The following is a 26,638-nucleotide window of genomic DNA, read 5'->3' on the forward strand; positions in this document are numbered from 1 at the left end:
GGCCCGCGAAGGCGGCGGCAAGAAGCGTATCGAGGCCCAGCACGCCAAGGGCAAACTGACCGCACGCGAACGGCTTGAGCTGCTGCTCGATCCCGGCTCCTTCGAGGAGTGGGACATGTTCGTCGAACATGACTGCACGGATTTCGGTATGGCCGACCAGAAGGTGGCCGGCGATGGCGTCGTCACCGGCTACGGCACCATCCATGGTCGTCCCACCTTCGTCTTCAGCCAGGACTTCACCGTGTTCGGCGGTTCGCTCTCGGCCAGCCATGCCGGCAAGATCTGTAAGATCATGGATACGGCGATGAAGGCCGGCGCACCGGTGATCGGCCTCAACGATTCCGGCGGCGCGCGCATCCAGGAAGGCGTCGACAGCCTCGCCGGCTATGCCGAAGTGTTCCAGCGCAACGTGCTGGCATCCGGCGTGGTGCCGCAGATTTCCGTCATCATGGGGCCCTGTGCCGGCGGCGCGGTCTATTCGCCGGCGATGACCGACTTCATCTTCATGGTGAAGGACTCAAGCTACATGTTCGTCACCGGCCCCGACGTGGTGAAGACGGTGACGCAGGAAGTGGTGACGCAGGAACAGCTCGGCGGCGCCATCACGCATACGACGAAGTCTTCCGTCGCCGACAACGCCTTTGAAAATGACGTCGAAGCACTGGCCCAGACCCGCCGCCTGTTCGATTTCCTGCCGCTGAACAACCGCGAGAAGGCACCGCATCGCGAGACCTGGGATCCGATCAATCGCCAGGAAGCCTCGCTCGACACCCTGGTGCCGCCCAATCCGAACAAGCCCTACGACATGAAGGAGCTGATCGAGAAGGTGGTCGACGAGGGCGACTTCTTCGAGATCCAGCCGAACTACGCCAAGAACATCCTCACCGGTTTCGCCCGCATCGGCGGCCAGACCGTGGGCATCGTCGCCAACCAGCCGATGGTGCTGGCCGGCTGCCTGGATATCGATTCAAGCCGCAAGGGCGCGCGTTTCGTGCGCTTCTGCGACTGCTACGACATTCCGATCGTCACCTTCGTCGATGTGCCCGGCTTCCTGCCCGGCACGGCGCAGGAATACGGCGGCATCATCAAGCATGGCGCCAAGCTTTTGTTCGCCTATGCCGAGGCGACCACGCCGAAGGTCACCGTCATCACCCGCAAGGCCTATGGCGGCGCCTATGACGTGATGGCGTCCAAGCATCTGCGCGGCGACGTCAATTACGCCTGGCCCTCGGCCGAGATCGCGGTGATGGGCCCCAAGGGCGCGGTGGAGATCATCTTCCGCGGCGAGATCGGCGATGCCAACAAAATCGCGGCGCGGACGGAAGAATATCGTCAGAAGTTTGCCAATCCCTTCGTCGCCGGCCATCGCGGCTTCATCGACGATGTGATCATGCCGCACAATACGCGCTTCCGGATTGCCCGCTCGCTCGCCATGCTGCGCGACAAGAAGCTGGAAAATCCCTGGAAGAAGCACGACAACATTCCGTTGTGAGATCAGAGATCATGGCCAATAAACTGTTCGACAAGATCCTGATCGCCAACCGTGGCGAGATTGCCTGCCGCGTCATCAAGACCTGCCGCAAGCTCGGCATCAAGACCGTGGCGGTCTATTCCGATGCCGATGACGGCGCCCTGCACATGCGCATGGCCGACGAGGCCGTGCATATCGGCCCGGCGGCAGCGGCCGAAAGCTATCTGGTGATCGAGAAGATCGTCGCCGCCTGTAAGCAAACCGGCGCCCAGGCGGTGCATCCGGGCTACGGCTTCCTGTCGGAGAACCGCAAGTTTGCCGCCGCGCTGAAAGAGGCCGGCATCGCCTTCATCGGCCCCAATCCCGATGCGATCTACGCCATGGGCGACAAGATCGAGTCCAAGAAGCTGGCGCAGAAGGCCGGCGTCTCCACGGTGCCGGGCTATCTGGGTGCCATCGCCTCGACCGAAGAGGCTGTGAAGATTGCCACCGATATCGGTTTCCCGGTGATGATCAAGGCCTCGGCCGGCGGCGGCGGCAAGGGCATGCGCATCGCGCGTTCGGCCGACGAAGTGGCGCAGGGCTTTTCCTCGGCCACCAACGAGGCGAAGAATTCCTTCGGCGATGACCGCGTCTTCATCGAGAAATACATCGAGCAGCCGCGCCATATCGAAATCCAGGTGCTGGGCGACAAGCACGGCAACGTGATTTACCTGCATGAGCGCGAATGCTCGATCCAGCGTCGCCACCAGAAAGTGGTGGAAGAAGCCCCGAGCCCGTTCCTCGACGAAAAGACCCGCAAGGCGATGGGCGAACAGGCCGTCGCCCTGTCGAAGACCGTGAATTACGACAGCGCCGGCACGGTGGAATTCATCGTCGGTCCGGACCGCAGCTTCTACTTCCTGGAAATGAACACCCGCCTGCAGGTGGAGCATCCGGTCACCGAACTGATCACCGGGATTGATCTGGTCGAACAGATGATCCGCGTTGCCGCCGGCGAAAAGCTGAGCATCGCGCAATCCGATGTGAAGCTGGATGGCTGGGCCGTTGAAGTCCGCATCTATGCCGAAGACCCGCTGCGCGGCTTCCTGCCCAGCACCGGCCGCCTGGCGCGCTGGCGCACCGCCGATGAATCCGCCGTCATCCGCAACGACACCGGCGTCGTGGAAGGCAGCGAGATCAGCATGTTCTACGATCCGATGATTTCCAAGCTGTGCTCTTACGGCAAGGATCGCGCCGAGGCGATCTCCACGCTGTCAGCCGCGCTGGATGAAACCTGGATCGCCGGTATCGGCCATAACGTCAACTTCCTCTCCGCCGTGCTGGATCACCCGCGTTTCCGCGCGGGCAATATCTCGACCAATTTCATCGCCGAGGAATGGCCGAACGGCTATGGCGGCACCGTGCTGCCGGAAGAGCGCCAGAATGCGGCGCTTGCCGTGGCGACGCTGATTCATATCCGCAATGAACTGCGCGCCCGTCATCTCGGCGGCAAGCTCGGTCTGCCCGAATGGGAGCCCGATGCCGACTGGATCGCCACGCTGAACAAGACCGAATACAAGCTCAGCGTCAGCGATGCCGAGGGCGGCTGCGATGTGAAGATCGGCAAGGGCAAGGCGCTGAAGGTGCGCAGTGCCTGGAAGCCGGGGCAGCCCTTCTTCCGCGGCACCGTGAATGGCGCCACCGTGGTGGCGCGCGTGACGCCGCGCCCTGATGGGGCTCGCATCGTGCATGGCGGCGCCGAGCTGGATATCGCCGTGCGCACGCCGGCGGCGGCGGCGTTGGCGCGGCTGATGCCGGAAAAGCTGCCGCCCGACATGTCGAAGTATCTGCTTTGCCCGATGCCGGGCCTGGTGGTGTCGATTGCCGTGGCCGAAGGCGAGCCGGTCAAGGCCGGTCAGGCACTGGCTGTGGTGGAAGCCATGAAGATGGAAAACGTGCTGCGTGCCGAACGCGACGGCACGGTGAAGAAGGTCAACGCCAAGAAAGGCGACAGCCTCGCCGTCGATCAGGTGATCCTGGAATTCGCGTGATAGGGCGCTGTCGCGCCATATAGGAAAAGCCCGCCTTCAACGGCGGGCTTTTTTATGATCGACGATTGGCAATCTACTCCGCGGGCTGAGCTTTTGGGTTTTGGTCTAGATCGTCTGTTGATGGGGAAGTGGTGCCACTGCGAAGACGCAGAATAATGAGCGTTGCGAGCAGAAAGTACATAGTCACATATAACAGGGCGAGGATGCCGCTTCGGTCGTGCATCGCAGACTCATACGCTGCAGTGATTTTGTTGTTTGGCGGAGAGTTGCTTTGCTGATTTTTTGCTTTTTCAAGCGCCGCTTTAATATTCGTATGAATATCCAGCGGGCTGCTGTTTTCTTTTCGCCATTTTTTAATGTAGGCCTCAAGGTCCGTATTCACAATACTTGCAATTGGACCGGCTTCTTGAATGTGGATCGCATAGTTTTTGTCCCGCAGTGCATATCCAAATGACGATTGAGACTTCGCCCCTCTATTTGTTGAGGCGATCTCCGTTCCTAGACTGTCGCGAGCAACAGCGGCGCAGTATGAAATCTTTTGGACTTCGTCTGGCGTCGGTGCGTCTTGGCTTGTTTTCCGTAAAACATCCTCGAGTGCGTTTGTGGTACGTGAATATAGAATTTCTGGTTTTTGCAATGCTTGTGGAATGCTGAACGCGAGTAATCTATCTACAGAAATGTTGATGATGATGGCGCACACCATGCATATAACGGCAGAGAAAAGGGTTTTTACAAACAGGGCTCTGTATTTAGAAAAGAAGGATTTGATTTTAGAATCCGCAGCTTTGTTTTGAGAGTTTGAGTCTTTAGTTTGTTCCTTGGGCTTCGTGATGTGATCTGCAAGAATAATACAGCAGAGTGAAGTCAGTGCGGGTAGAAGCGAAAACAGCACGACAACAACAAGCAGCGTAAAGAATACGATGGTGACGGAAGCCGAGATGCCGGACAGCTTCAGGTCGGTGAGCAGGTCTGCGCATGTATTCTGAAAATCAACGCCTTGACTGATCACATCGCCAACGGAATTCAATATGCCTAGGTAGCTAAATGTTACGGCACAGGCGATGATGAAGAATGCCGATTTATACCCCGTGGCAAAGATATCGATATAGGCGCCAAAAGCAGGGCTCTTTGACCCGGGGGTCTTCTTATTTCCAGCGCCGTCTTCCGGTAGATGATAGCTGTTGATCGTCTTCATCTGCAGCCGTCGGCGCCAGCTGGCAAAAAATGCCACAGATACCGCCGAGGTCGCCGTTAGCGAGCCCAGGGCGGCGTGCCAATTGGTCGGGAATGGACGCTTTGCAATTGCCTCCTTAATATCATTTAAGTCTTCTTCAAGTTTATTTTCTGCTTCTTTTTTTGGAGGTTTGGTTTCTAACATTTTGCTCTGTATGAGAGGGATGTTGCTCGTTAAATTTCTGATCTCAGCGTCGGCAGGAAAGTATAAAAACCAGGTGAAGGTAACGATAATGATGCTGGCAATGCTCACAGGCTTTGCAAAGGCGGATATGTCGGTTTCTGTCCGCTGCATATAACGCAGCATCTGCGGCTCCTTCGCCTCAGCATCTGCCAGCTTTATTTTCTTCAGCGCGGTCCAGATATCCCGGGTTCCTCCGGTGGCAAGCGCTGCGGCCACCAGAGTCGCAAGATCCTCATGAAGAATCAGCAGGCGCTGTTCCAGACCTTCGCTCTCCAGTGCTTCGATCGTACCGCTTTGTGTATTCTCAGCACTTTTCTTCAGGGATTCATTCAGTTTTTGCTCTTGCTGCAGCAGCAGGCTCAATTCGCGGATTCGGTCAGCCGCCTTGGGCCATATGTTGAGGAAGACCTGGTAATCGACATAGCGGCGATAATCGTCTTGAACGCTGGCTATCCCGCGCACGACTTGATAAATCCGCTCAAGCGTAGCGGCGAGCAGGACCGTGTTCAGCGTCGCCTGATACAGACGCGGCGTGTTGGTTTTCAGCTCCGAGATTGCTGCGATATTGACATTCAGATTCTTTTCTATGTGTGGATTTATTGCCTGAATTACAGCGGCATCCCTGGCAGGGACCGATGATGCGGAGAGCACGACCTGGGTGAGGAAGGCGAGATCGGTGGGGATGCCTGAAATCCGGTGACAGAAGCGCCGGATGAACAGCTCGGGTTGCGCGAAAGCTTTCAAAAATGAATTGCTGGTGATGAGCAGGGCAATTGCCATCGGAAAGGTGGGGTTGTCTGTATCCAGTAGCTTGGCGATGGATGCTGATATCTGGCCTCCACCGGCTCCTTCATTGGCGGCAAAAACATCGACAATCGAAGCCAGCGCGGCGGGCCATACCGTAACAACCAGGTAGAATACGATAATGATGCCGATATAGAGGCTCTGGCCATTCTGATGCTTGTCTTGCCGTGTCATCAGTTGCGGCGTCAATGCCAGGCGATTGTAGCCGAGCGGAATGGTTCCGCTCGGATCTTCGAACCGCTGTACGGCATAAAAGTAGAGTGTGATGACACCGAAGGCGACGGCAATGAAATATGAAACCCCAATCATAAATCCCCCCTTGCAGTCTTAAGTCACCATGGCGCTCTGATCCGCACGCTGTTCGCGAGAAATCCGTGGTGTCTGAGTCAGACACAGCCGTGTCGGTGCCTGGATGGCGAGGCGACAAAATAGGGTTTCGTCACCATCGGCATGGCCAAGCTCAAAAATCTTGTTCCCGGGAGCGCCACCGCCACAGGCTTCAAAATAGCTGCATCGGGTTTTGCAGCGCGTGACACCACGCTGGATATCCGCATGCAGGCGAAGCAGGGAGGGGGATTTTAGCAAATCTTCCAGAATGTCGATGGAGTCCACATGTCCGAAAATGAAGTTGTCGTATTCAGCTGATGGGCTGCCAATGAGTTCGGGTGAAAATGTAGACAGATTGCCGTCACAGTCGCAGGTCAGGATTTTGATGGGCTCGCGTTGATCGTCCATGATGGCGCCACCAATCGCGATACGCCTGAAGCCATCCTCGATCTCGCGCAGTGGCATGGGACGTGCCAACATCTCAGTGGTTCTGGGTAGAGCGGAATAGAAGGCATCGAAGGCTGCATCGACTCCGCTGAAGTTTAAGGAGCTTGCAGCATTGGCGTCCTCGATTTCCTCGATATTGAATCCCACGCTGCGTGCCCCGACATCGGCAAAGAATGGGATCAGGTCATTGGCGTAGGCCAGGCTGTCTCGGGTCAGTACTGCGATGACATCGAAGGGAATGCCAGCTTCCTGCAATAGGCAGACTCCACGCATGGTCTGCGCGAATGTGCCCTTGCCGTTGCGACTGACGCGATGACGATCATGCAGCGCCTGTGGCCCGTCCAAGCTGATGCCGATGGCGATGTCGTGCCGGCGGAACAGCGCGATCCAGTCGTCGTCGATCAGGGTTGCATTGGTCTGAATATGCAGTTCAACCGGGATACGGGCGTGATTTTCTTCCTGCAGCGCGGTCAGCATGCAATCGTAAAATCGGATGCCCGCCGCCAGCGGTTCGCCGCCATGCCAAACGAGGCGGAAACCTGATTGGCCAAGCGGGCTGTCGAAGGCCAGTCGTAGCAGGCGACGGAAGGTCGCCTCCGGCAATTTCCGCGTGACACTGCGGTTGGGCAGGTAGCAGTAGCGGCAATCGATGTTACAGAATGGGGTGGGTTGAACCACCAAAAGCCGAAGCGGGCCGAGCGCAGTCATGACGACAGTGTCAGCAGTTGCGCCAATACCCCCGGAAGCAGTTGAAGAAGTTCGGCCACTGCGCGTGTTCGGTGCCCTGTCGGGCTTCAGGTGGCAGACGGCTCAGGCCGCTCTGTAACTCATCCCGCAGACGCGCGATATCTTCGGCAATGGATGCGGTCGGGTCGGCGCCGGACAGGGGCTGGTCTCCAGCCAAGAGGGCCGGCTGGGCCGCCATAAGCAATGTCATGAACCCAGGCGCCAGATTATAGAGCAGACGCATGGCAACCCCCATTTATTGTATTGTTTTTTATAATACAATTATAAGGATACTAAATTCTACCAAAAGATTCATTTATAATCAGTATACACTTATAAGTACGCTATTATGCAGGCAGCAGGCCTTCCTATCCGCCGCCAGGGCCGATGGCAGATTCTTCATCGCGAAATTACGCCTGAGCAGATTGAGCGATGTTGGCCACGCTTGTGGCCGGACCATCGTCGAGGAGAAGATCATCGATTATGCGCCGGAGCGCGACCTGGCATCGAAATGAGTCGATCCTCGTTCAACTGATTACAAAAAAACGCGCCGTGTGGCGCGCTTTTTCAGTATGTGCCTCGACAGATCTTGCAGATGTCACCGCGCTGTCACCGGGATGAACTAAGGCAAAGCCCTATGTGAATTACCCCGGTCCGGATAATGCGTATTTCCATTGGTCATCGTATTGGCGCGATTATTCTGGGCGCAATTCTCGCCATCGCGGTTGCTGTTGCAGCGACCTTCTACGAACGCCGGGCCGTTGCCGAGGTTGAGCAGCGCGTGCAGGCTGCAGCAACACTCCAGCTGGTGGCCGAGCGCCTGGACAAACGGTTCCTCGGATTGCAGCAGGTGGCCGAACGTCTTGTCTCTGGCCAGGACGCGGCCTTGGCCGCGGTGCTGGTGAAAGATGGCGATGCCATTGCGGCGGCCCTTGCCGAGGCCCGGGATGGCAGCAGGGGCGAGATCGCCACGCGCTTTGCAGAGCTGGAAAGCCTGGTGGCGTCGCTGCAGGGCATTAATCGGCGCCTGATCGAAACCCGGAAAACGGTTGGCTTCGATAATGAAAGCGGTGCGCGCGGCACATTGCTGCAGACGGGCCGCGCCTTTCAGGACAAGCTGGAGGATATCCGTGGCAAGGCCATGGGCATGACCTTCGATATCGCCAATCAGCTCACCATCACCATGCTGCAGATGCGCGGCTTTGAGGTTGCCTATGCTCTGAGCGGTGACAGGCAGGTTTTTGAGGCCGATCTGGAGCGTGCATCGGGTGATTTTCTGACCACGCTGAAATCCGCACCGTTCTTCGATACGGTCAAGCAGGAGGTGCGTGACCTGCAGGGTGCGTATCTCGCCGCGGCCAGGGATTATGCGGTCGCGAATGAGGCTCTGGTCCGCAGTGAGAGCGATGCCCGGCAGATCCGCGACGCCATGGCACCGCTGCTGGCGGCGCTGGTGCAGCAGGCGGCAGCCACGGAAATGGCAGAGCGCAGGCAGGCAGAGATCACCCACAGCCGTATTGCGCTGGTTTCGAGCGGTATCACCCTGACGATGGTGTTGCTCATCGTGATCGCCAGCGTGGTGGTTGCGCGGGGCATCCTGCGGCCGATCGGACGCATGACCGATGCCATGCGGGGGCTTGCCGAGGGCCAGCTCGATATCGCCAGTCCCGATGCCGTGCGCCAGGACGAGATCGGCGCCATGGCGCGGGCCTATGAAGTGTTTCGCAGCCACGAAGCCGAGCGCCGCGACATGGCCGCCGATGAGCAGCGTCGCGAACGCGCACATATGGCCGAGCAGCAGGCACAGCGCGCGCGTGAAGGCGCCATGGCGGCCGAGATCGCCGCGCTGTCACGGGCGGTTTCAGCCGGTGATCTGCACCGCCGTCTGGATCTGGATGGCAAGGATGGCGATTTCCGCGAGGTCAGCCTGAGCATCAACCAGCTGACCGATACGCTGGAAGCCGTGATCGGAGAATTGTCGGCCGTTTTGCATGCCCTCGCCGAAGGTGATGTCAGCCGCAGCATGCATGGGGCCTATCGCGGCATTTTTGCCGAGCTGAAACAGTCGGTGAATGGCCTGGCCCATCGCATGCAGGACTTTGCCGGCCGGCTGGGCACGGCAACCCATGCCGTGCGTGATGCCTCGGGCGAGATTTCATCCGGCGCCGAGGACCTGGCCCATCGCACCGAAGGCCAGGCAGCCGCGCTGGAGGAAACCGCAGCCGCTATGCATCAGGTGACGGCAACGGTGAAGCAGAATGCGGAGAATGCCCAAGACGCCGACCGGCTGGCCAATGCGGCACGCGTGAACGCCGAGCGCGGCGGCGAGGTGGTGGCCCAGGTGGTCGAGGCGATGGACCGCATCGAGCAGGGTGCGCGCAAGATTTCGGAGATCATGGCGCTGATCGACGAGATCGCCTTCCAGACCAATCTGCTGGCGCTGAATGCTGCGGTTGAAGCAGCCCGGGCGGGCGATGCCGGCAAAGGCTTTGCCGTGGTGGCACAGGAGGTGCGGGCGCTGGCCCAGCGTTCGGCCAATGCCTCGCGCGAGACCAAGGCACTCATCTCGCGCTCCAATGCCGAAGTGAAGAGCGGTGCCGATCTGGCCCATGAAGCCGGCGCCAGTCTGGGCGATATCGTGCAGTCGATCCGGCAGGTCTCCGTCATCGTGGCCGAAATCGCTGGTGCGAGCCGCGAACAGGCCAAAGGCCTCGACCAGATCAACGACGCCATCGCCAGCATGGATGATACAACCCAGCGCAATGCCGCACTGGTCGAGGAGACCCATGCCTCGGCCCGGGCTCTCAGCAGCCAGGCCCAGGAACTGGCCGCACTGGTCGGCTTCTTCCGCCTGTCCGCAGCCAGCAATGTGGTCCCGCTGCCGGTGGCGGCAGAGTAGGGTGCCGGCGGGCCTTGGTTTTCGCGCTCTGCTGCCTATCTGAACTGGCGTGGAGGGTCTGTGCCGCCGCACGGCTTTCCCGGATGGGATCGGATCGGATCGAACGGGATTCCATCGGACCGCATGGCATCCAATGGGATCGCATTGGCTCCGATTGGCCGGCAACAGGCTTCGCTTGGCCGTGAATGGGCGCGATCAGCCGGACTGCAGATACTGGATCGCCGCATCCCGTTCGAACAGATAAAGCAGCGTCAGCAAGGCTTTACCGCGCTCGCTCGCCAGTTTCGGGTCGCGTTCCAGGATCAGGCGGGCATCGTCGCGCGCCGCCACCAGCAGCTCGGCATGGGCGGCAAGATCGGCGACGCGGAATTCCGGCAGGCCGCTCTGCCGCGTGCCCAGCACCTCGCCGGCGCCGCGGAGGCGCAAATCTTCCTCGGCGATGCGGAAACCGTCATCGGTCTCGCGGATGATCTTCAGCCGCGCCTTGGCCGTCTCGCCCAGCGGCCCGGTATAGACCAGCAGGCAGGCGCCGGGCTTGCCGCCGCGTCCGACCCGGCCACGCAGCTGGTGCAGCTGCGCCAGGCCGAAGCGCTCAGCATGCTCGATCACGATCAGTGTCGCATTGGGCACGTCGACGCCGACTTCGATCACCGTGGTGGCGACCAGCAGCTTGGCGCGGCCGGCGCTGAAGGCCTCCATCGCAGCGTCTTTTTCCGATGGCGTCATCTTGCCATGCACCAGGCCGATGCTGCCGTCGCCCAGCTCGGGTTCCAGCGCCAGCTTCAGCGCCGAATGGCGCTCGGCTGCGGCGGCAAGGTCGAGCTGCTCGTTTTCCTCGACCAGCGGGCAGACCCAGTAGACCTGCTCGCCGGCCTTGATCTTGCGCGTCACCGCCGAAACCACGTCGAGATACCGGTCGGACGCAATCGTGCGGGTGTCGACCGGGCTGCGGCCCGGGGGCTTCTCGGTCAGCTTGGAAACATCCATATCACCATAGGCGGTGAGCGACAGCGTGCGCGGAATCGGCGTTGCCGTCATCACCAGGATATCGACGCCGCCCTTGTCGCGTTGTCCCTTGGCGGCCAATCCAAGCCGCTGGCTGACGCCGAAGCGATGCTGCTCGTCGATCACCGCCAGTGCGAGATCCCTGAACACCACATCATCCTGGAACAACGCATGTGTCCCGATCAGGATATCGACTTCGCCAGCGGCCAGCCGCTGCAGCAGGGCCGCACGCGCCTTGCCCTTGTCGCGACCGGTCAGCAGGGCCAGGCGCACGCCGAGCTGACTGCAATAGGGTTCCAGCGTCTCGGCATGCTGGCGGGCGAGGATTTCGGTCGGTGCCATCAGCGCCGCCTGCGCACCGCCCTCGACGCAGAGCAGGAGCGCATTCAGAGCCACCATGGTCTTGCCGCTGCCCACATCGCCCTGCAGCAGCCGCAGCATGCGGCGCTCGCTCGCCATGTCGCCGGCGATCTCGGCATTGGCCTGCTTCTGCGCATTGGTCAGCGGCCAGGGCAGCAGCTTTTCCAGCGCATCGCGCAGGCGGCCATCGCCGGTGATGGTGCGGCCGGTCTGGCGCTTCAGCCGGCGCCGCACCAGCAGCAGGGCCAGCTGGTTCGACAGCAGTTCGTCGAATGCCAGCCGCTGCCGCGCCGGTGTATCCTTTTCGATGTCGGCCATGCTTTCTGGCCGGTGCGCGGTCAGCAGCGCTTCGCGCCAGGCTGGCCAGCCCTCGCGTTTCTGGTAAGCGGGATCGAGCCATTCCGGCAGCTCCATCGCCTTGGCCAGCGCACCATCGATGATCTTGCCCAGGGTCCGCGGTGCCACGCCTGCGGTAAGCGGATAGACCGGCTCGACCGCGGCCATCTGCTCGATTTCTTCCGCCGTGCCGAAGCGGTCCGGGTGCGTCATCTGCACCTGGCCATCGAACAGCTCGACCGTGCCGCTGACCACGCGGGTCTCGCCTTCGGGCAGGCTGCGCTTCAGGAAGTCTTCGCGGCCGTTGAAAAACACCAGCGTCAGCCGCCCGCTGCCGTCATGGCAAAGGATCTTGTAGGGCAGGCGCGGCGTGCGTGGCGGGATATGGCGCTCGATAGTCACCTGCAGGGTTGCGATGCGGCCCGGTTCGGCATCGGCCACCGCGGGGCGGTAGCGCCGGTCGATCAGGCCGCTGGGCAGGTGCCACCACAGGTCCAGGACTCTGCCGCCGCCGACCAGCTTTTCCACCAGCGGCGCCAGCTTGGGCCCGCAGCCTTTCAGGCTGGTGATCGGGGCGAAGGCGGGAAACAGCGATTCCGGGCGCATGGGGTCGGGAAATTTCCGGGTAAACCTTGAGAATCCGAGGGTTGGCGTACTATATCCTGCCCTAGTTCCGGAAACACCCCCAGGGTACCCACGATGGCTGAGGATATCGAGATCCGCCGCAAGCGGCTGCTGCACCGCAGCCTGTATACCGGCATGAAGGAGGTCGACATCCTGCTGGGCAGCTTTGCCCGCCGGCATCTGCAGACCTTCACCGATGTCGAGCTCGACCAGTATGAGGCCCTGCTGGAGAATTACGACGATCCGCAGATATACGCCTGGGCCATCGGCCGCGATCCGGTGCCGCCGCATCTGGATACCGGGGTGATGAAGCTGCTGAAGGCGTACAAGTTACAGTTCTGAGATCATGACATTCGTGCTGCCGGATATCCTGACCCGGCCGGGCCGCTGGGCATTGGCCGGCAGTCCGGAAGGGCAGGATGCGCGCCTGCTGGTGGCGCTCGCAGCCCGACAGAAGGGCCGCGGCGTGCTGCATGTCTGCCGCGACGATGCCCGTATGGCGACGCTGGAAGCGGCGCTGAAATTCTTCGCGCCCGATCTGCCGGTGCTGACCCTGCCGGCTTGGGACTGCCAGCCCTACGACCGCGTCTCGCCCAATGCCGAGATCGCCGCCCGGCGCATGGACACGCTCAATCGTCTGGCGGGAGAGCGGCCGGATGTGCCCTGGCTGCTGCTCACCACGGTGAATGCCGCCCTGCAACGCCTGCCGCAACCGGACTGGTTCGCCGGCACCGGCTTTCGTGCCGCCAAAGGCGGTCGCATCAAGCCGGAAACCCTGATCGGGTATCTGAGCCGCAATGGCTACAGCCGCGTTTCCACGGTGAACGAGCCGGGTGAATATGCCGTGCGTGGCGGCCTAGTCGATCTGTTTCCGCCGGGCACAGATGCGCCCTATCGCCTCGATTTCTTCGGCGACGAGGTGGAAAACATCCGCCGCTTCGATCCGGCCACCCAGCGCACCATTGATGCCGTAACCGAACTTTCGCTCACGGCCATGAGCGAGGTGCCAATGGATGAGGAGTCCATTGCACGCTTCCGTGGCGGCTATCGTGAGCTGTTCGGCACCGTCACCAAGGAAGACCCGCTTTACGAGGCGGTGTCGGCCGGCCGACGCCAGATCGGCATGGAACACTGGCTGCCGCTGTTTTTCGACAGGCTGGCCACCGTGCTGGATTATGTGCCTCAGGCCACCGTAACGCTGGATCACCTGAGCGGCGATGCGACCGACGAACGCTTCAAGGCGATTGCGGATCATTATGATGCCCGCAAATCGGCTATGAAGCGCGGGCTGGAAGAGGGTGGTTCGCCCTATAAACCGCTGCCGCCCGACCGCCTGTATCTGACGGCTGGTGAATGGCATTCACGACTGGAGAAATTCCCCGTCGGCCAGCTTTATCCGTTTGACGCTGTCGGCGGCCCGGATGTGAAGGTGGTCGATATCGGTGGCCGGCCGGGCCGCGACTTCGCACCCGAACGGACCCAGGCGGCACAGGCGGCGGAAAAGAAAACCGCCGTGGTCAGCGTCTATGATGCGCTGGGCGGTCATCTGGCCAAGCAGGTGAGTCAGGGCCGGCGGGTATTGTTCGCCACATTCTCGGCCGGTGCGCGCGACCGTCTCGCGCTGGTGCTGAAGGATCACGGCCTGCCGGCGCCACAGCCGATCGAAGCAGCACGCGATATCGAGACGGTAGCGAAAGCTACGCCGGCAATAGCCGTGCTGCCGATCGAACATGGCTTCGAGGCTGCCGACCTGTATGTGGTGGCCGAGCAGGACATCCTCGGCGACCGTCTGGTGCGGCCACGCCAGAAGAAGCGCCGGGCGGAGAATTTCATCGCCGAGGCCAGCGCCCTGCAGCCGGGCGATTATGTCGTGCATATCGATCACGGCATCGGCCAGTACAAGGATCTGGTGACGCTGGATGTGGCCGGCGCGCCGCATGATTGCCTGCTGCTGCATTACGATGGTGGCGACCGGCTGTATCTGCCGGTCGAGAATATCGAGATGCTGTCGCGTTACGGCTCGCCCGAAGCCGAGGTGACCCTCGACAAGCTGGGGGGCGTCGGCTGGCAGAACCGCAAGGCGCGCATGAAGCAGCGCCTCAAGGACATGGCCGGCGAACTGATGAAGATCGCAGCCGAGCGCGAGTTGCGGCAGGGCGAACGGGTGATCCCGCAGGAAGGCCTGTACGAGGAATTCTGCGCCCGTTTCCCCTATGACGAGACCGATGACCAGGCCCGCGCCATTGAGGAAACGCTCGACGATTTGTCCAGCGGCAAGCCGATGGATCGCCTGATCTGCGGCGATGTCGGTTTCGGCAAAACCGAGGTGGCGCTGCGTGCTGCCTTTGCCGCGGCCATGTCCGGCCAGCAGGTGGTTTTGGTCTGTCCGACCACGCTGTTGTGTCGCCAGCACTACCGCACATTCTTTGAGCGCTTCCGCGGCCTGCCGCTGCGGATCGAACAGCTGTCGCGCATGGTCACGGCGAAATCGGCCACCGAGACCAAGAAGGGCCTGGCCGACGGCACGGTGGATATCGTCATCGGGACGCATGCGGTGCTGTCGAAAAGCATCGACTTCAAGCGGCTCGGCCTGCTGATTATTGACGAGGAGCAGCATTTCGGCGTCAAGCACAAGGAACGCCTGAAGCAGCTCAAGGCCGAAGTGCATGTGCTGACCATGTCAGCCACGCCGATCCCGCGCACGTTGCAGCTGGCGCTCTCTGGCGTGCGTGAACTCAGCCTGATCGCCACACCGCCGGTCGACCGTCTGGCCGTGCGCACCTTTGTCACGCCGTTTGATACGGTGGTGATCCGCGAAGCCCTGCTGCGCGAACACTTCCGTGGAGGACAGAGTTTCTTCGTCTGCCCGCGCATCGAATATCTGGACACCGCGATGGCCTTCATACGCGACCATGTGCCGGAACTGAAGGCCGTGGTGGCGCATGGCCAGATGACGCCGACGGACCTGGACGATGTGATGAACGCCTTCTACGACCGGCGCTACGATGTGCTGGTAGCGACCAATATCGTGGAAAGCGGCCTCGATATTCCGTCTGCCAACACGCTGGTGGTCTATCGCGCGGACCTCTTCGGTCTCGCGCAGATGTACCAGCTGCGCGGCCGTGTGGGCCGTTCCAAGCTGCGCGCCTATTCCTATTTCACCTACCAGGGTGGTCGGCTGCTGAACACTGCGGCCGAACAGCGCCTGCGCGTCTTGCAGAGCCTCGACACGCTGGGTGCCGGCTTTACCCTGGCCTCGCATGACCTTGATCTGCGCGGCGCTGGCAATCTTCTGGGCGAGGAGCAGTCGGGCCATATCCGCGAAGTTGGCTTTGAGCTGTATCAGGAGATGCTGCAGGAAGCGATTGTAGCGGCCCGGGCGTCGGCACGCGGGGACACCAGCGCACTGAGTGAGAAGTGGTCGCCGCAGATCCAGATCGGTACGGCCGTGCTGATCCCCGATACCTATGTTGCCGACCTCAACCTGCGCATGCAGCTCTATCGCCGTGTTGCCGATCTGGATGGCCGTGCTGATATCGATGCCTTTGCCGCCGAGATGATCGACCGCTTCGGGCCGCTGCCCGAGGAGGTACATCATCTGCTGGATATCGTGGCGATCAAGAAATTCTGCCTGGAGGCCAATATCCTCAAAATCGAGGCGGGCCCGAAGGGCGCGACACTCACCTTCCGCGACAACAAGTTTGCCGACCCGGCCGGGCTGGTGCTGTTCATCCAGTCGGAAAGGGGCGCCAAGCTGCGGCCCGATCACAAGGTGGTGCTGATGCGTGACTGGCCGGAACCGCAGGATCGTCTTAAGGGCGTGTTGCATGCCGCCTTGCGGCTGGCAGAGATCGCAGGCAAGGCGAAGAAGAAAGTCGCCTAGGCCCGCCCGGTCGCTTCGGTCTTGTAGGGCGGGAAGCTCTGACCGGCACCGATGTAGGCCACTTCGCCATCAGGACCGAACAGCGGTACGGCCACCACTTCCAGCAGCCAATCCATGCCCAGCGTGCGCGCCTGCACATGGCCATACACCGGCATCGCAGCATGATGCACCATCGTGGCACCTTTCAGCAGAAAAGGTCGCCAGGTCGGATCGGGATGTTCATCCAGCCAGTGTCCGGTCAGTTCATGTCCCAGGCGCTGGACAATGTCAGTGCCGACCAGGCGGTAGCGGAAGCGCAGCGGGTCGGCTTGCACTTCCAGCAGGGATAATGAACCGAGCAGAAAGCGCAGGCGCAGAGGATCAAGGAAGTCCTTGCCCGGCATCTGACCATTTGAACGGGCATCGAACCATAACTGCAGAAACTGTCGGACATTGGAGTCCTGAATTTCGCCGGCCTGTTTGATGAAGCCGAGGCTGGGTGCGCTCTGCGGAGTTATGGCTGGGCTGATGGCCTGCACAATCAGGCCTCGATTGCCTGTGCGGGTTCGGCTGAAATCTTGTCAATCACATCCAGCAGCACATCCGGCGTCTGCGCGCCGGAAACACCATACTTGCGTTCGAAGATGAAGAAGGGCACGCCGGTGATCCCGAGTTCACGCGCCATCCTGTCTTCGTCCTGGATCACATCGGCATCGCGGCCTTCGTCCAGCAGGGTCTTGACCAGGGCACCATCCATGCCTTCGGCGGCGGCGGCATCGGCCAGCACCTGGTGGTCGCCGATGTCACGGCCTTCAATGAAATAGAGATTGAACAGGCGTTCTTTCAGCTCGGATTGCACGCCGGCCGTCAGCGCCCAGCGCAGCACGCTATGTGCGGCCAGGGTATTGGGCGTGCGTTTGATGCCATCGAAATTGAAGGCGATGCCTTCCTTGGCCCCCTCGGCGGAGACCCGGGCATAAATCTCTTTCGCCCGCGCGGGGCCGCCGAACTTGGCTTCCAGATAGCTTTTGCGGTCGGCACCCTCGCGTGGCATGTCCGGATTGAGCTGGAACGGCCGCCAGCCGATCTCGAACTCCATGTCCGGCCGCTGGGCCAGAGCCTGTTCGAGGCGGCGTTTGCCAATGAAGCACCAGGGGCAGATGACGTCGGAAACGATTTCTATGCGCATGACCTAACGGTAGCGCAGGCCCGGCGATCAGGCCAGCCTCAGATGGGGGCCTTGACCGGACTGCGCCGGGCGACCAGCATTCAAGTTGCGAAAAACAAGGGAGGATTCGATGAGTGTGGGGATCAGCCTCAAGGGCAAGGTGGCGGTGGTGACCGGGGCCAGCAGTGGCCTGGGCGAGCGTTTTGCCGAACTTCTGAGCAGCGCCGGGGCGGCAGTGGCGCTGGCCGCGCGGCGCACCGACCGGCTCAAGGCCCTGGCTGACCGGATCACGGCCAGCGGCGGCACCGCCATTACGGTGAAACTGGATGTGAATGATTATGACAACATCCAGGGCGCCTTTGCCGAGGTTGCCGGCAAGCTTGGTGGGGTCGATATCCTGATCAACAATTCCGGGGTGAGCAAACAGGCCCGCATCACCGATGTGACTCCGGATGACTATGACTTCACCATGAACACCAACACCAAGGGTGCCTTCTTTGTCGCACAGGCGGCGGCGAAGGATATGATCGCCCGCAAGGCGGAAGGCCGTATCATCAACATCGCCTCGGTGGCGGGCCTCAGGGTGCTGAGCCAGCTGTCGGTCTACTGCATGTCGAAGGCGGCGGTGGTGCAGATGACCAAGGCCATGGCACTGGAATGGGCCCGTTATGGCATCAACACCAACGCCATCTGTCCCGGGTATATCGAAACAGAGATCAACCGGGATTACTGGGCCACGCCGGGCGGGCAGAAGCTGATCGAAATGCTGCCCCGCCGCCGGGTGGGCGACGCCAAGGATCTGGATGGCCTGATCATGCTGCTAGCCTCCAGCGAAGCGCGGTTCATCAACGGGGCGATCATTGCGGCCGATGACGGTCTGACGGTAACCTGAGGCGCAGAGCAAGAGGATCGCGTGACCGAAGTGACGGAGACGGAAAAGCCGAAAATACTGGTGCTGTTTGCGCATCCGTATCCGCATCTGTCGCGGGTCAACCGTGCCATGGCCGACGCAGTGCGCGATCTGCCACATGTGACGTTCCACGATCTCTACGAGACCTATCCGGACTTCTTCATCCATGTGAAGCATGAGCAGGCATTGCTGCTCGAGCATGATGTGGTGGTGATGCAGCATCCCTTTTACTGGTATTCCTGCCCGTCGCTGCTGAAGGAATGGATGGATGCCGTGCTGGAATACGGCTGGGCCTATGGCACCGGCGGCGAGGCATTGCAGGGCAAGGAACTGGCTCAGGCGGTTTCGACCGGCGGGCCGGACGAAGCCTATCGCCCCGAAGGCTATAACGGCATTACCATGCCGGAGCTGCTGCGGCCGTTCGAACGCTCGGCCGCGCTTTGCGGCATGACCTATCGCACGCCATTCCTGCTCCAGGGTGCCCGGCTGAAAAAACCGGATGAAGTTTCCGCCCATGCTGCAGCCTACCGGCAGTGGCTGATCGATTACCCGCATCCGAAAAACTGTGTCGGCTGCGATGCGCCGACCGTGCCGGCCAGCGACCGGGTCGGCTGATATGGATGGCCTGCTTCTCAATGGCGTGATCTATCTGGCCGCCGCGGTGATCGCGGTGCCGATTGCCAAGCGGCTCGGGCTGGGCTCGGTGCTGGGCTACCTGATTGCCGGCATCGTGATCGGCCCCTGGGGCCTGAAGCTGATCACCGATGTCGAGGCGATCCTGCATTTCTCCGAATTCGGCGTGGTGATGCTGTTGTTCGTCATCGGGCTGGAACTCAATCCGCGCCGGCTGTGGCAGATGCGCTGGCCGATCCTCGGTCTTGGTGGCGGGCAGGTGATCGGCACCACGCTTGTCCTCAGTATTGTGGGCATTCTGCTGGGCTGGCCTTGGCAGCTGGCGCTGGCGGCAGCCCTCGGCCTGTCGCTGTCGTCGACTGCCATCGCACTGCAGCCGCTGACCGAGCGCAACCTGCTCACCACGCCAGGCGGACGCTCCGCATTTTCGATCCTGCTGTTCCAGGATATCGCTGTCATCCCGATGCTGGCCCTGTTGCCGCTGCTGGCGGTTGCACCCGCCGTTACGGGCCAGAGCGAAGGCTGGATCGGTGCCGCCAAGGCGGTGGCTGCCATCGGCATTATCGTATTCGGTGGCCGTTTCCTGACCCGGCCGCTATTCCGTATCGTCGCCGATACCGGGCTGCGCGAAGTCTTCACGGCGGTTGCGCTGCTGCTGGTGCTGGGTATCGCCCTGCTGATGCAGCTGGCCGGCCTGTCGATGGCACTGGGCGCCTTCCTCGCCGGCGTGCTGCTGGCGGAATCGGAATACCGCCATGAACTGGAAACCGATATCGAGCCCTTCAAGGGATTGCTGCTCGGCCTGTTTTTTACGGCCGTTGGCATGTCGGTGGATATGGGGCTGCTGGTCAGCCAGCCGGTGAAGGTGCTGGCCATGGTCGTTGGCCTGATCCTTGTGAAAGGGCTGGTGCTGCTCAGCATTGCACGCGCCAGCCGTCTGCAGTGGAGCCAGACCGCGCTGTTCGCCTTCCTACTGGCACAGGGTGGCGAATTCGCTTTCGTGTTGTTCAGCTCCGCTGCCGATTTCGGCATCATGGATACTGAAACCGTCGCACTGCTCACCGTGGTGGTGGCGCTTTCCATGGCTTCAGCACCGCTGCTGGTGGTGCTGAACGACAAGCTGATTGAGCCGCGCTTCGTTCAGGTTGATGACCGGCCGCATGATGTGCCGGAAGACGAGGGCAACCCGGTGATCGTCGCCGGCTTTGGCCGTTTCGGTCAGATCGTCGTGCGCCTGCTCTATGCCAACCGCATCGGCGTTACGGTTCTGGACCATGATTCCGAAATCATCGACACGCTGCGTCGTTTTGACTTCAAGGTCTTCTATGGAGATGCCACCCGGCTCGACCTGCTGGAAGCTGCTGGTGCCGCCAAGGCCAAGGTGCTGGTGGTGGCGGTCGACAGTCAGGAGGCCTCGCTGCAGCTGGTCGACCTGGCGCAGAAGCATTTCCCGCAACTCAAGATCGTCGCGCGGGCCCGTGACCTGCCGCATGCGATGGAACTGCTGAATCGCAAGGTGCCGGTGATCGAACGCGAGACCTTCCGCTCAGCGTTGTGGCTGGGCGAGGAGACCCTGAAGGCACTGGGCCAACCCGCCTATGCGGCGCGGCAGAAGACCCTGACCTTCAAGCAGCATAACGAGGCCCTGCTGCAGCAGCTGCATGCCCATTGGGGCGAGGACATCGACAAGCGCATCACCCTGCAGCGGCAGGCGCGGGCGCGGCTGCAGCAGAATCTGGAAGCCGACGAGAAGGCGCAGGAGTCCGCGCGCGGCCTCGGCTGGGACTAAAACTTTACGACAGCCCCATGCGGCGCAGCATCTGCTGGCTTTCCGCCACCACGGTGCTGGGGCCGAAGGTGATGCGGCCGCTGAACATGCTGGTCATCTTGTTCATCAGCGTGCTGTAGCGGTTCCACAGCGCCGTGCGTTCGCCATCAGTCTTGGCGGCATTCCAGTCCTTCACATAGGCGGCACCAGCCTGCATCAGGGTCAGCTGGTCATTCTGCGCGGCGATGTTGCGATAGGCCTGGGCCAGCACCGGATCATCGGCAAAGATCTTGGCAATTTCGGCGGCCTTGGGGTGGCTGTTGTCGACGATGATGCGACCGTCGACGCCGGTGCTCAGTTCGACCGGCATGTTCGCGGCGACGCCGAAGGCCGTGAGGCGCTGCTTGAACTGCCCGGCAAATTCTGCCGTGCCTTTCTGAACCTCGGCGGCAAGTTTCTCTAGGCGGACGGTCTTGGTATCGGGGTCGTAAGCGGTGCCGAACAGGACCTTGGCGAGCTGGTCGGGGGTCGGGGAACGGCCGGGCGCGACGCTCGGAAGCTTGCCGGCGGACTGCTTTTCTTCAAGGTAATCCGCGAATTTTGCCGCAGCGACGGTCGCCGGCGTATTGCTGGCGACGGTCTGGTGGGCGTTCATCAGATCGCCGAAGACAGACGTGGACGCGGCAGTGGACATGGCACTCATGACAAACCCCATCGGTTGCTCTGACGGGGAAATTGCAAAGGTGGTGCCACATTATTTCAGGCTAGTTTGCCGCCAGTTTTTTGCGCTGCACCTTGCCATTGGCAGTGCGCGGCAACGCCGGGACGAAGCGCCATTCGCGCGGACATTTATAGGCAGCCAGCCGGGCTTCGACGAAGGCAGACAGCGCAGCGGGATCGGCGCTCATGCCTTCGCGCAGCACGATGAAGGCGGCGACTACAGAGACATCGGCCCGGACTTTCAGTTCGGTGACCGCGACTTCGGCCACGGCCGAATGTTCGGCCACGGCCATCTCGACCTCGACGGGCGAGACGCGGTAGCCCATGGCATTCATCACATCGTCGTTGCGGCCGTGGTGCCAGACATAGCCATCGGCATCGAAACTGGCGAGATCGCCACCGCAGAACCACTCGCCACGATAGACCAGGGCTTCTTCTTCGGGGCGATGCCAGTAACCGAGCATCATCGACGGGTCGCTGCGATGCACGGCCAGCAGGCCGATTTCGCCCTGCGGCAGCGGCGTGGTGCTGTCGGTATCGGGCGAGAGGATGGCGATGCGGCGGCCGGGCTGCGGCTTGCCGGGGCAGCCGGGCTTGATGGTCATGCCGGGGCCGGTGGAGATATAGGTGGAAATCTCCGACATGCCGAGGGCTTCATAGAGTGGCTTGCCGGTGCGGGTCTGCCATTCCTCCAGCAGTGCCGGCGCCAGTGCTTCGCCGGCAGTGGCACCATGGCGCAGGGCAGAGAGGTCATGCGCGTCAAGGTCGCAGTATTTCAGGATCTGGCGATACAGCGTGGGAACAGCGGCGAAGATGGTGGCGCGGTGGCGCGCCATCAGCTGCGGCCAGACCTGGATGTCGCGGTGGCCGTTATACAGCACGGTGGTGGCACCGACCGCCCAGGGATCGACCAGGCCGACACCCAGCGTATAGGTCCAGTTGAAGGCACCGGCATGCAGCATCACATCGCTGTCCTGCAGGCCGAGCCAGCCCTTGTGCATCGGGCGGCGCCCCCAGGCGGCGCGATGCGCATGCAGCACGCCCTTCGGCCGGCCAGTGGTGCCCGAGGTATAGACCAGATAGGCCGGGTCATCCGCGGCGGTATCGGCGTAATCGGCCAGTGGCGCGGCCTGTTTCAGGGTTTGCAGCGTTGCCGGGTCGAGCAATAGCACGCCGGCGGGCAGCGAGAGATCGGCGGCCAGCTCGGCGCTGGCGGCGACGGCTGAAGCACCGGAATTTTCCAGCAGATAGGCTGCCTCGGTTGTGGTGAGCTGCGCACTGGACGGCAGTGCCACATAACCGGCGGCCATGGTGGCGAAATAGGTCAGCGCGTAATCGGCATCGTTGGCCATGCGGATCATGATGCGGCTGCCGGGCGCCAGGCCCAGGCCACGCAGGCCGGCCGCGAGCCGCCGCACGGCAAGATCGGCCTCGGCGAAGGTCATGCGGAATTCGCCGGCTTCGCCGACCAGGATCATCGCAGTCTTGTCGGGCCGCAGGCGGGCATTCTCAGCCAGACAATAGCGCGCGATGTTGAAACGGGCAGGGAGGGTATCGGTCATCGGCTGAGGCGGATTTTGTCTATATCGAGCAGTCGGGTTTCGACGGCGGGGGCGCCACGGGCTAGGTGATCCACAAGGTCGACCGTCGTGGAACGGCGGGTGAGCATCAGGCAGGTCGCGTCTGCACCCGTAGTTCGCGTTGCGTGCCAGGTATTGGGCTGCATGCAAATCCCTATCCCGGGAGAAAGTGTGAAGGCTTTCACCGTTGCAAGGTCCGGATTGCCGGCCGCATCGCTGAGTGCGACAACCTGGATGATGCTGCCGATCAGGGGAACCACCGCCTGCTGGGTAAGGCGGTGCAGCTCAAGCCGATCCACCGTGGTATCGGAAACGTTATACGTCACCCACAGCACTTCGTGTTCGCCACCGATGCCGGGGTCGAAGATATGTTCATGCCAGAAGCCATTGTCGGCAGTGCCATAGGCAACGGCATGTTCTGCGACAGGAAACGGCTTGCCCAGCATCCAGCCGAAAGGCGCAAAAGCCTCTGGCGTGATGGCTTCGACACTGATCTGTTTCCCCAGCGACACGATAGTGGCTTCTCCTGGCATCAGGCGGTCTGGTGCGGTTTTGCATCCGGCGTGCGCAGATAATATATCAGCGCAGACAGCAGGATCACGAACTGCACCCCGAAGATGATGCGATAATCCAACTCGGTCGGCACGGTGCCTTTTGGTGCCATGTAGGTCATCAGCGAACCCGTGAGGAATTGCTGGAACGCACCGCCACCCATGGTGCCGATATTCAGTGTGGTGATGCCGCGACCGATCAGCTCCGCCGGGAACACCGAGCGGGCATGGGCGAAGATCATCACGATGCAGCCGTTCATCACGCCCATGAAGCAGAACAGCGCGGTGATGATGATGACACTGAGGCCGGGGACCAGCACGATCACCAGAAGGCAGACCAGTTGGCTGCCAAGCCCGACTGCCAGCAGCCATTTGCGGGTGTTGAACACGCGGTCCAGTGGGCCCCAGATGAAATACCCCGCCGCGGCACCCACGGCCATGAATATCAGGACATTGCCGCGCGCCGTCGCATCCAGGCCATGCACATCGTGCAGATAGGGTCCGCCCCAGAGGCCCAGAATGGTGATGAAGGTGGCATAGGCGGAGAAGATGATGGCGAAGAGATTGGGGAAGGCTGGATGACGGATCACGGCGCCCACGCCCCGCAGGGTTTCAGCCAGGGTTTCGTTGGCGCCGCTGCGTGCCTTGGCGGGGTCCGGGTGATCCTCGATCGCCCAGTAAGAAAGCGCAATCAGGCAGACGGTGATCACGGCCGTGACATAGAAGGCGCCGCGCCAGCCATAGGCTTCGGCAAACCAGGCCAGCGGTGCGGTCGATGCGATCACGCCGAGGTTGCCGACGGCGATCAGGATGCTGGACATGGTGGCAAAGCGATCCGGCGGGAACCAGCGCGAGAACAGCACCATCGGGCCGGTCAGCAGCGCCGCACAGCCGAAACCGAGCACGATCCGGGCCAGGCTGAGTTCAAACAGGTTGCGGCCAAGCGCAAAGGCCAGCGTGCCGATAAAGGCGATCACCAGGGTAACCAGGATGGTGCGCCGTGGTCCCCAGCGGTCGAGCGCGATACCCACCGGGAACTGGCTGACCGAGAAGGTCAGGAAGAATGCGCCCGTGAGGATGCCAAGGTCAGCCGGGGTCAGCGCCAGCTCCGTCATCAGGTCGGGCCCGATGACGGCATTGGCCGAACGGTAGAACTGGCTGATTGTGTAACTCAGGCAGGCGCAAAGCAGAATGCGCCAGGCGACGGGCATCTTGGCCTCTTTATCGGGATCTCGGGCGGGACGGTAAACGCAACAGAGACAGGATTACATCATTTCTGGGTGAAGGTCAGCGGCAGCGGCGGGGCATCTGCCGGATCTTCGGCGGGAACGGCATGGGGACGGGCATTGCCCAGCACGGCGGCAATCACCTGGCTGGACACTTCGGCAGCGATCTTGGCGGAAATCTCGCTGGCGACCTTTGCCGCCACCTGGGCCGCAATCTGGGCCGGCGAGGGTGGGCTGCCCCCGCCATTCATGGGCAGGCTGAACCCAGCCGCAACGGACGGAAGGCTAGCGGAGGTTTGGTCGCTGCTGCCGGGTCGCTCTTCCAGCCGGCGGATGAATTCCTGGATGATACGACGGTATAGCTCATCCTTGAGGACGGCATCTTCTTCGCCCTGGTTGATCGAAGGATTGTCGTTCACTTCGATCACCACAACGCCTTTCGGCGTCTGCTTGAGATCGACACCATAGAAGCCGTTGCCGATCAGGCCGGCCGCCTTGAGTGCGATATCGACCACCTCTGGCGGCGCGGCTTCGACCGGCAGGGTGCGGAAACCGCCTTCAGTGAAGCGCCCGCCATCGCCGTGCTTGACCACCTGCCAGTGACCGCGCGACATGAAATACTGGCAGGCGAAGATCGGTTGCCCACGCAGAATGCCGATACGCCAGTCGAAATCGGTGTAGAGATATTCCTGCGCCAGGATCACGTCGGACTCGCGCAGCAGCCGCGTGGCGGCCTCTTCCAGCTGCTCGCGGTTTTCAGCCTTGACGATCCCGCGCGAGAACGACCCATCCGGAATTTTCAGGATGATCGGGTAGGGGATCTCCTGGTCGATGGCTTCGATGCCGCGATTGTCGAGCACCACGGTCTTCGGCGTCGGGATCTTGTTCGCTTTCAGCAGTTCGGCCAGATACACCTTGTTGGTGCAGCGCAGGATCGAGGTGGGATCGTCGATCACCGCCATGCCCTCGTTTTCAGCCTTCTTGGCAAAGCGGTAGGTATGATGGTCCAGCGCTGTGGTCTCGCGGATGAACAGGGCGTCGTATTCCGCCAGTTCGGCATAATCCTTCTTTTCCACCAGCTCGACCTCGACGCCCATCTGTTCACCGATGCGGACGAACTTCTGCAATGTGCGGCGGTCGGACGGCGGCAGGGCTTCGGATGGATTGTGCAGGATTGCGAGGCTGTATTTAGCAGCGGGTTTGGCCTTGGGCGTACGCCAGCTGGACCGGGTGTAGGATTCCAGCGTGTGTTCGAAGAAGGATTCCTGCTCTGGCTTGAGATCGCTCAAGGCCATCGGCCGGATCGAGGCAATATGCCAGCCATCTTCCGGTGAGACACTGAGCTTGAGCATCGGGCAGCGGAATTCGTCGAACACCCGCCGGGCCAGATCAGGGAAGCGCAGGTCGTCGGTGCGGCCGAAAAAGACATGCATCGTGAAAGGCGCAGTCGGCAGCATCACCAGCTTCTTCACCTGTTGCCGCAGCAATTCATCGAGTTCGGGCAGGGCGTGGCTGTATATGCTGCGCTGGCGCAGATCCAGGATGGTCTTGACCGAAGGGATCACCTTCTGACTGCGCGCTTCGGCCAGCAGCGAGCAGTAATAGCCATAGCCGAGATAGGAATAGTCGTTGCTGAGGTTGATGACCTTGGCGCGCTTGTCCAGCACCAGTTCCGGCCGCGTGATGAATTCGCGGTTGTTCAGAACCTGGCAGCCCGGATTGCGGTAGCGGAAGTGGGTTTTGCGCTCAACGACGATGATATGCATGGCAG

Annotated in this window: 19 protein-coding genes; 8 read left to right on the top strand and 11 right to left on the bottom strand. The window is 61.5% G+C overall.

Translation table 11 applies throughout. The annotated features are described in order from the left end of the window. Together AAG821_RS03840 and AAG821_RS03845 are read left to right on the top strand one after the other, a co-directional pair. On the top strand, positions 1–1,492 hold a 1,492-nt coding region (locus tag AAG821_RS03840; RefSeq protein WP_341916213.1), incomplete at its 5' end, for an acyl-CoA carboxylase subunit beta. An 11-nt stretch (positions 1,493–1,503) separates the two neighbouring features. Further along, positions 1,504–3,504, top strand: coding sequence for an acetyl/propionyl/methylcrotonyl-CoA carboxylase subunit alpha (locus AAG821_RS03845; protein WP_341915268.1), 2,001 nt, complete (start codon positions 1,504–1,506; stop codon positions 3,502–3,504). Positions 3,505–3,577: 73 nt separating this feature from the next. Here the strand turns inward: AAG821_RS03845 and AAG821_RS03850 are convergent, their stop codons facing one another. The 3 genes from AAG821_RS03850 to AAG821_RS03860 are packed head-to-tail and all read right to left on the bottom strand — an operon-like array spanning position 3,578 to position 7,469. Continuing rightward, entirely contained in the window at positions 3,578–6,034 is a 2,457-nt protein-coding gene (locus AAG821_RS03850) for a hypothetical protein (RefSeq protein WP_341915270.1), read from the bottom strand. Between the two features lie 18 nt (positions 6,035–6,052). Beyond that, positions 6,053–7,207 carry a cyclophane-forming radical SAM/SPASM peptide maturase GrrM/OscB gene (gene grrM, locus AAG821_RS03855; protein ID WP_341915271.1) on the bottom strand — a complete coding sequence of 385 codons (1,155 nt, stop codon included), beginning with the start codon at positions 7,205–7,207 and terminating at the stop codon, positions 6,053–6,055. A 10-nt stretch (positions 7,208–7,217) separates the two neighbouring features. Then, positions 7,218–7,469 (bottom strand): hypothetical protein, encoded by a 252-nt coding sequence (locus tag AAG821_RS03860; protein ID WP_341915273.1) that lies wholly within the window; start codon positions 7,467–7,469, stop codon positions 7,218–7,220. Between the two features lie 417 nt (positions 7,470–7,886). Here AAG821_RS03860 and AAG821_RS03865 point away from each other — a divergent pair, with 417 nt between their 5' ends. Then, on the top strand, positions 7,887–10,124 hold the full coding sequence (locus AAG821_RS03865; protein ID WP_341915274.1) for a methyl-accepting chemotaxis protein: 2,238 nt from the start codon (positions 7,887–7,889) through the stop codon (positions 10,122–10,124). A 195-nt stretch (positions 10,125–10,319) separates the two neighbouring features. Here the strand turns inward: AAG821_RS03865 and recG are convergent, their stop codons facing one another. Further along, the gene (gene recG / locus AAG821_RS03870; RefSeq protein ID WP_341915276.1) at positions 10,320–12,431 is read right to left on the bottom strand and encodes an ATP-dependent DNA helicase RecG; all 2,112 of its coding nucleotides are present in this window, start codon (positions 12,429–12,431) and stop codon (positions 10,320–10,322) included. Between the two features lie 93 nt (positions 12,432–12,524). Here recG and AAG821_RS03875 point away from each other — a divergent pair, with 93 nt between their 5' ends. After that, positions 12,525–12,791 (top strand): succinate dehydrogenase assembly factor 2, encoded by a 267-nt coding sequence (locus AAG821_RS03875; protein WP_341894628.1) that lies wholly within the window; start codon positions 12,525–12,527, stop codon positions 12,789–12,791. Positions 12,792–12,795: 4 nt separating this feature from the next. Continuing rightward, positions 12,796–16,332, top strand: coding sequence for a transcription-repair coupling factor (mfd, locus tag AAG821_RS03880; RefSeq protein ID WP_341915277.1), 3,537 nt, complete (start codon positions 12,796–12,798; stop codon positions 16,330–16,332). Here mfd and AAG821_RS03885 read toward each other — a convergent pair. Together AAG821_RS03885 and AAG821_RS03890 are read right to left on the bottom strand one after the other, a co-directional pair. Beyond that, positions 16,329–16,850 carry a PAS domain-containing protein gene (locus tag AAG821_RS03885; protein ID WP_341915278.1) on the bottom strand — a complete coding sequence of 174 codons (522 nt, stop codon included), beginning with the start codon at positions 16,848–16,850 and terminating at the stop codon, positions 16,329–16,331. The genes mfd and AAG821_RS03885 overlap by 4 nt on opposite strands. A 2-nt stretch (positions 16,851–16,852) precedes the next feature. Further along, positions 16,853–17,500, bottom strand: coding sequence for a DsbA family oxidoreductase (locus tag AAG821_RS03890; protein WP_341915280.1), 648 nt, complete (start codon positions 17,498–17,500; stop codon positions 16,853–16,855). A gap of 109 nt (positions 17,501–17,609) precedes the next feature. Between AAG821_RS03890 and AAG821_RS03895 the strand changes: the two genes are divergently transcribed. The 3 genes from AAG821_RS03895 to kefC are packed head-to-tail and all read left to right on the top strand — an operon-like array spanning position 17,610 to position 20,811. Then, positions 17,610–18,371, top strand: a complete 762-nt coding sequence (locus AAG821_RS03895) for an SDR family oxidoreductase (RefSeq protein WP_341915281.1) — start codon at positions 17,610–17,612, stop codon at positions 18,369–18,371. Between the two features lie 21 nt (positions 18,372–18,392). Then, a complete protein-coding gene (locus AAG821_RS03900) occupies positions 18,393–19,004 on the top strand; it encodes an NAD(P)H-dependent oxidoreductase (RefSeq protein ID WP_341915283.1) in 612 nt (203 codons plus the stop codon). Between the two features lies 1 nt (position 19,005). Then, on the top strand, positions 19,006–20,811 hold the full coding sequence (kefC, locus tag AAG821_RS03905; RefSeq protein ID WP_341915284.1) for a glutathione-regulated potassium-efflux system protein KefC: 1,806 nt from the start codon (positions 19,006–19,008) through the stop codon (positions 20,809–20,811). Positions 20,812–20,815: 4 nt separating this feature from the next. Here the strand turns inward: kefC and AAG821_RS03910 are convergent, their stop codons facing one another. The 5 genes from AAG821_RS03910 to AAG821_RS03930 form a co-directional block, all read right to left on the bottom strand. After that, positions 20,816–21,493 (bottom strand): hypothetical protein, encoded by a 678-nt coding sequence (locus tag AAG821_RS03910; RefSeq protein ID WP_341915286.1) that lies wholly within the window; start codon positions 21,491–21,493, stop codon positions 20,816–20,818. A gap of 61 nt (positions 21,494–21,554) precedes the next feature. After that, positions 21,555–23,072: an AMP-binding protein gene (locus AAG821_RS03915; RefSeq protein WP_341915287.1), complete on the bottom strand. Its 1,518-nt coding sequence runs from the start codon at positions 23,070–23,072 to the stop codon at positions 21,555–21,557. Further along, entirely contained in the window at positions 23,069–23,602 is a 534-nt protein-coding gene (locus AAG821_RS03920; RefSeq protein ID WP_341915288.1) for an ureidoglycolate lyase, read from the bottom strand. Before AAG821_RS03920 ends, AAG821_RS03915 begins: the two co-directional genes overlap by 4 nt. 20 nt (positions 23,603–23,622) lie before the next feature. Then, on the bottom strand, positions 23,623–24,852 hold the full coding sequence (locus tag AAG821_RS03925) for an MFS transporter (RefSeq protein ID WP_341915290.1): 1,230 nt from the start codon (positions 24,850–24,852) through the stop codon (positions 23,623–23,625). Positions 24,853–24,911: 59 nt separating this feature from the next. Beyond that, entirely contained in the window at positions 24,912–26,633 is a 1,722-nt protein-coding gene (locus tag AAG821_RS03930; protein WP_341915291.1) for a RimK-like ATPgrasp N-terminal domain-containing protein, read from the bottom strand. Between the last annotated feature and the right edge of the window lie 5 nt (positions 26,634–26,638).

Source organism: Ferrovibrio terrae, from assembly GCF_943372915.1.
GTDB lineage: Bacteria > Pseudomonadota > Alphaproteobacteria > Ferrovibrionales > Ferrovibrionaceae > Ferrovibrio > Ferrovibrio terrae_A.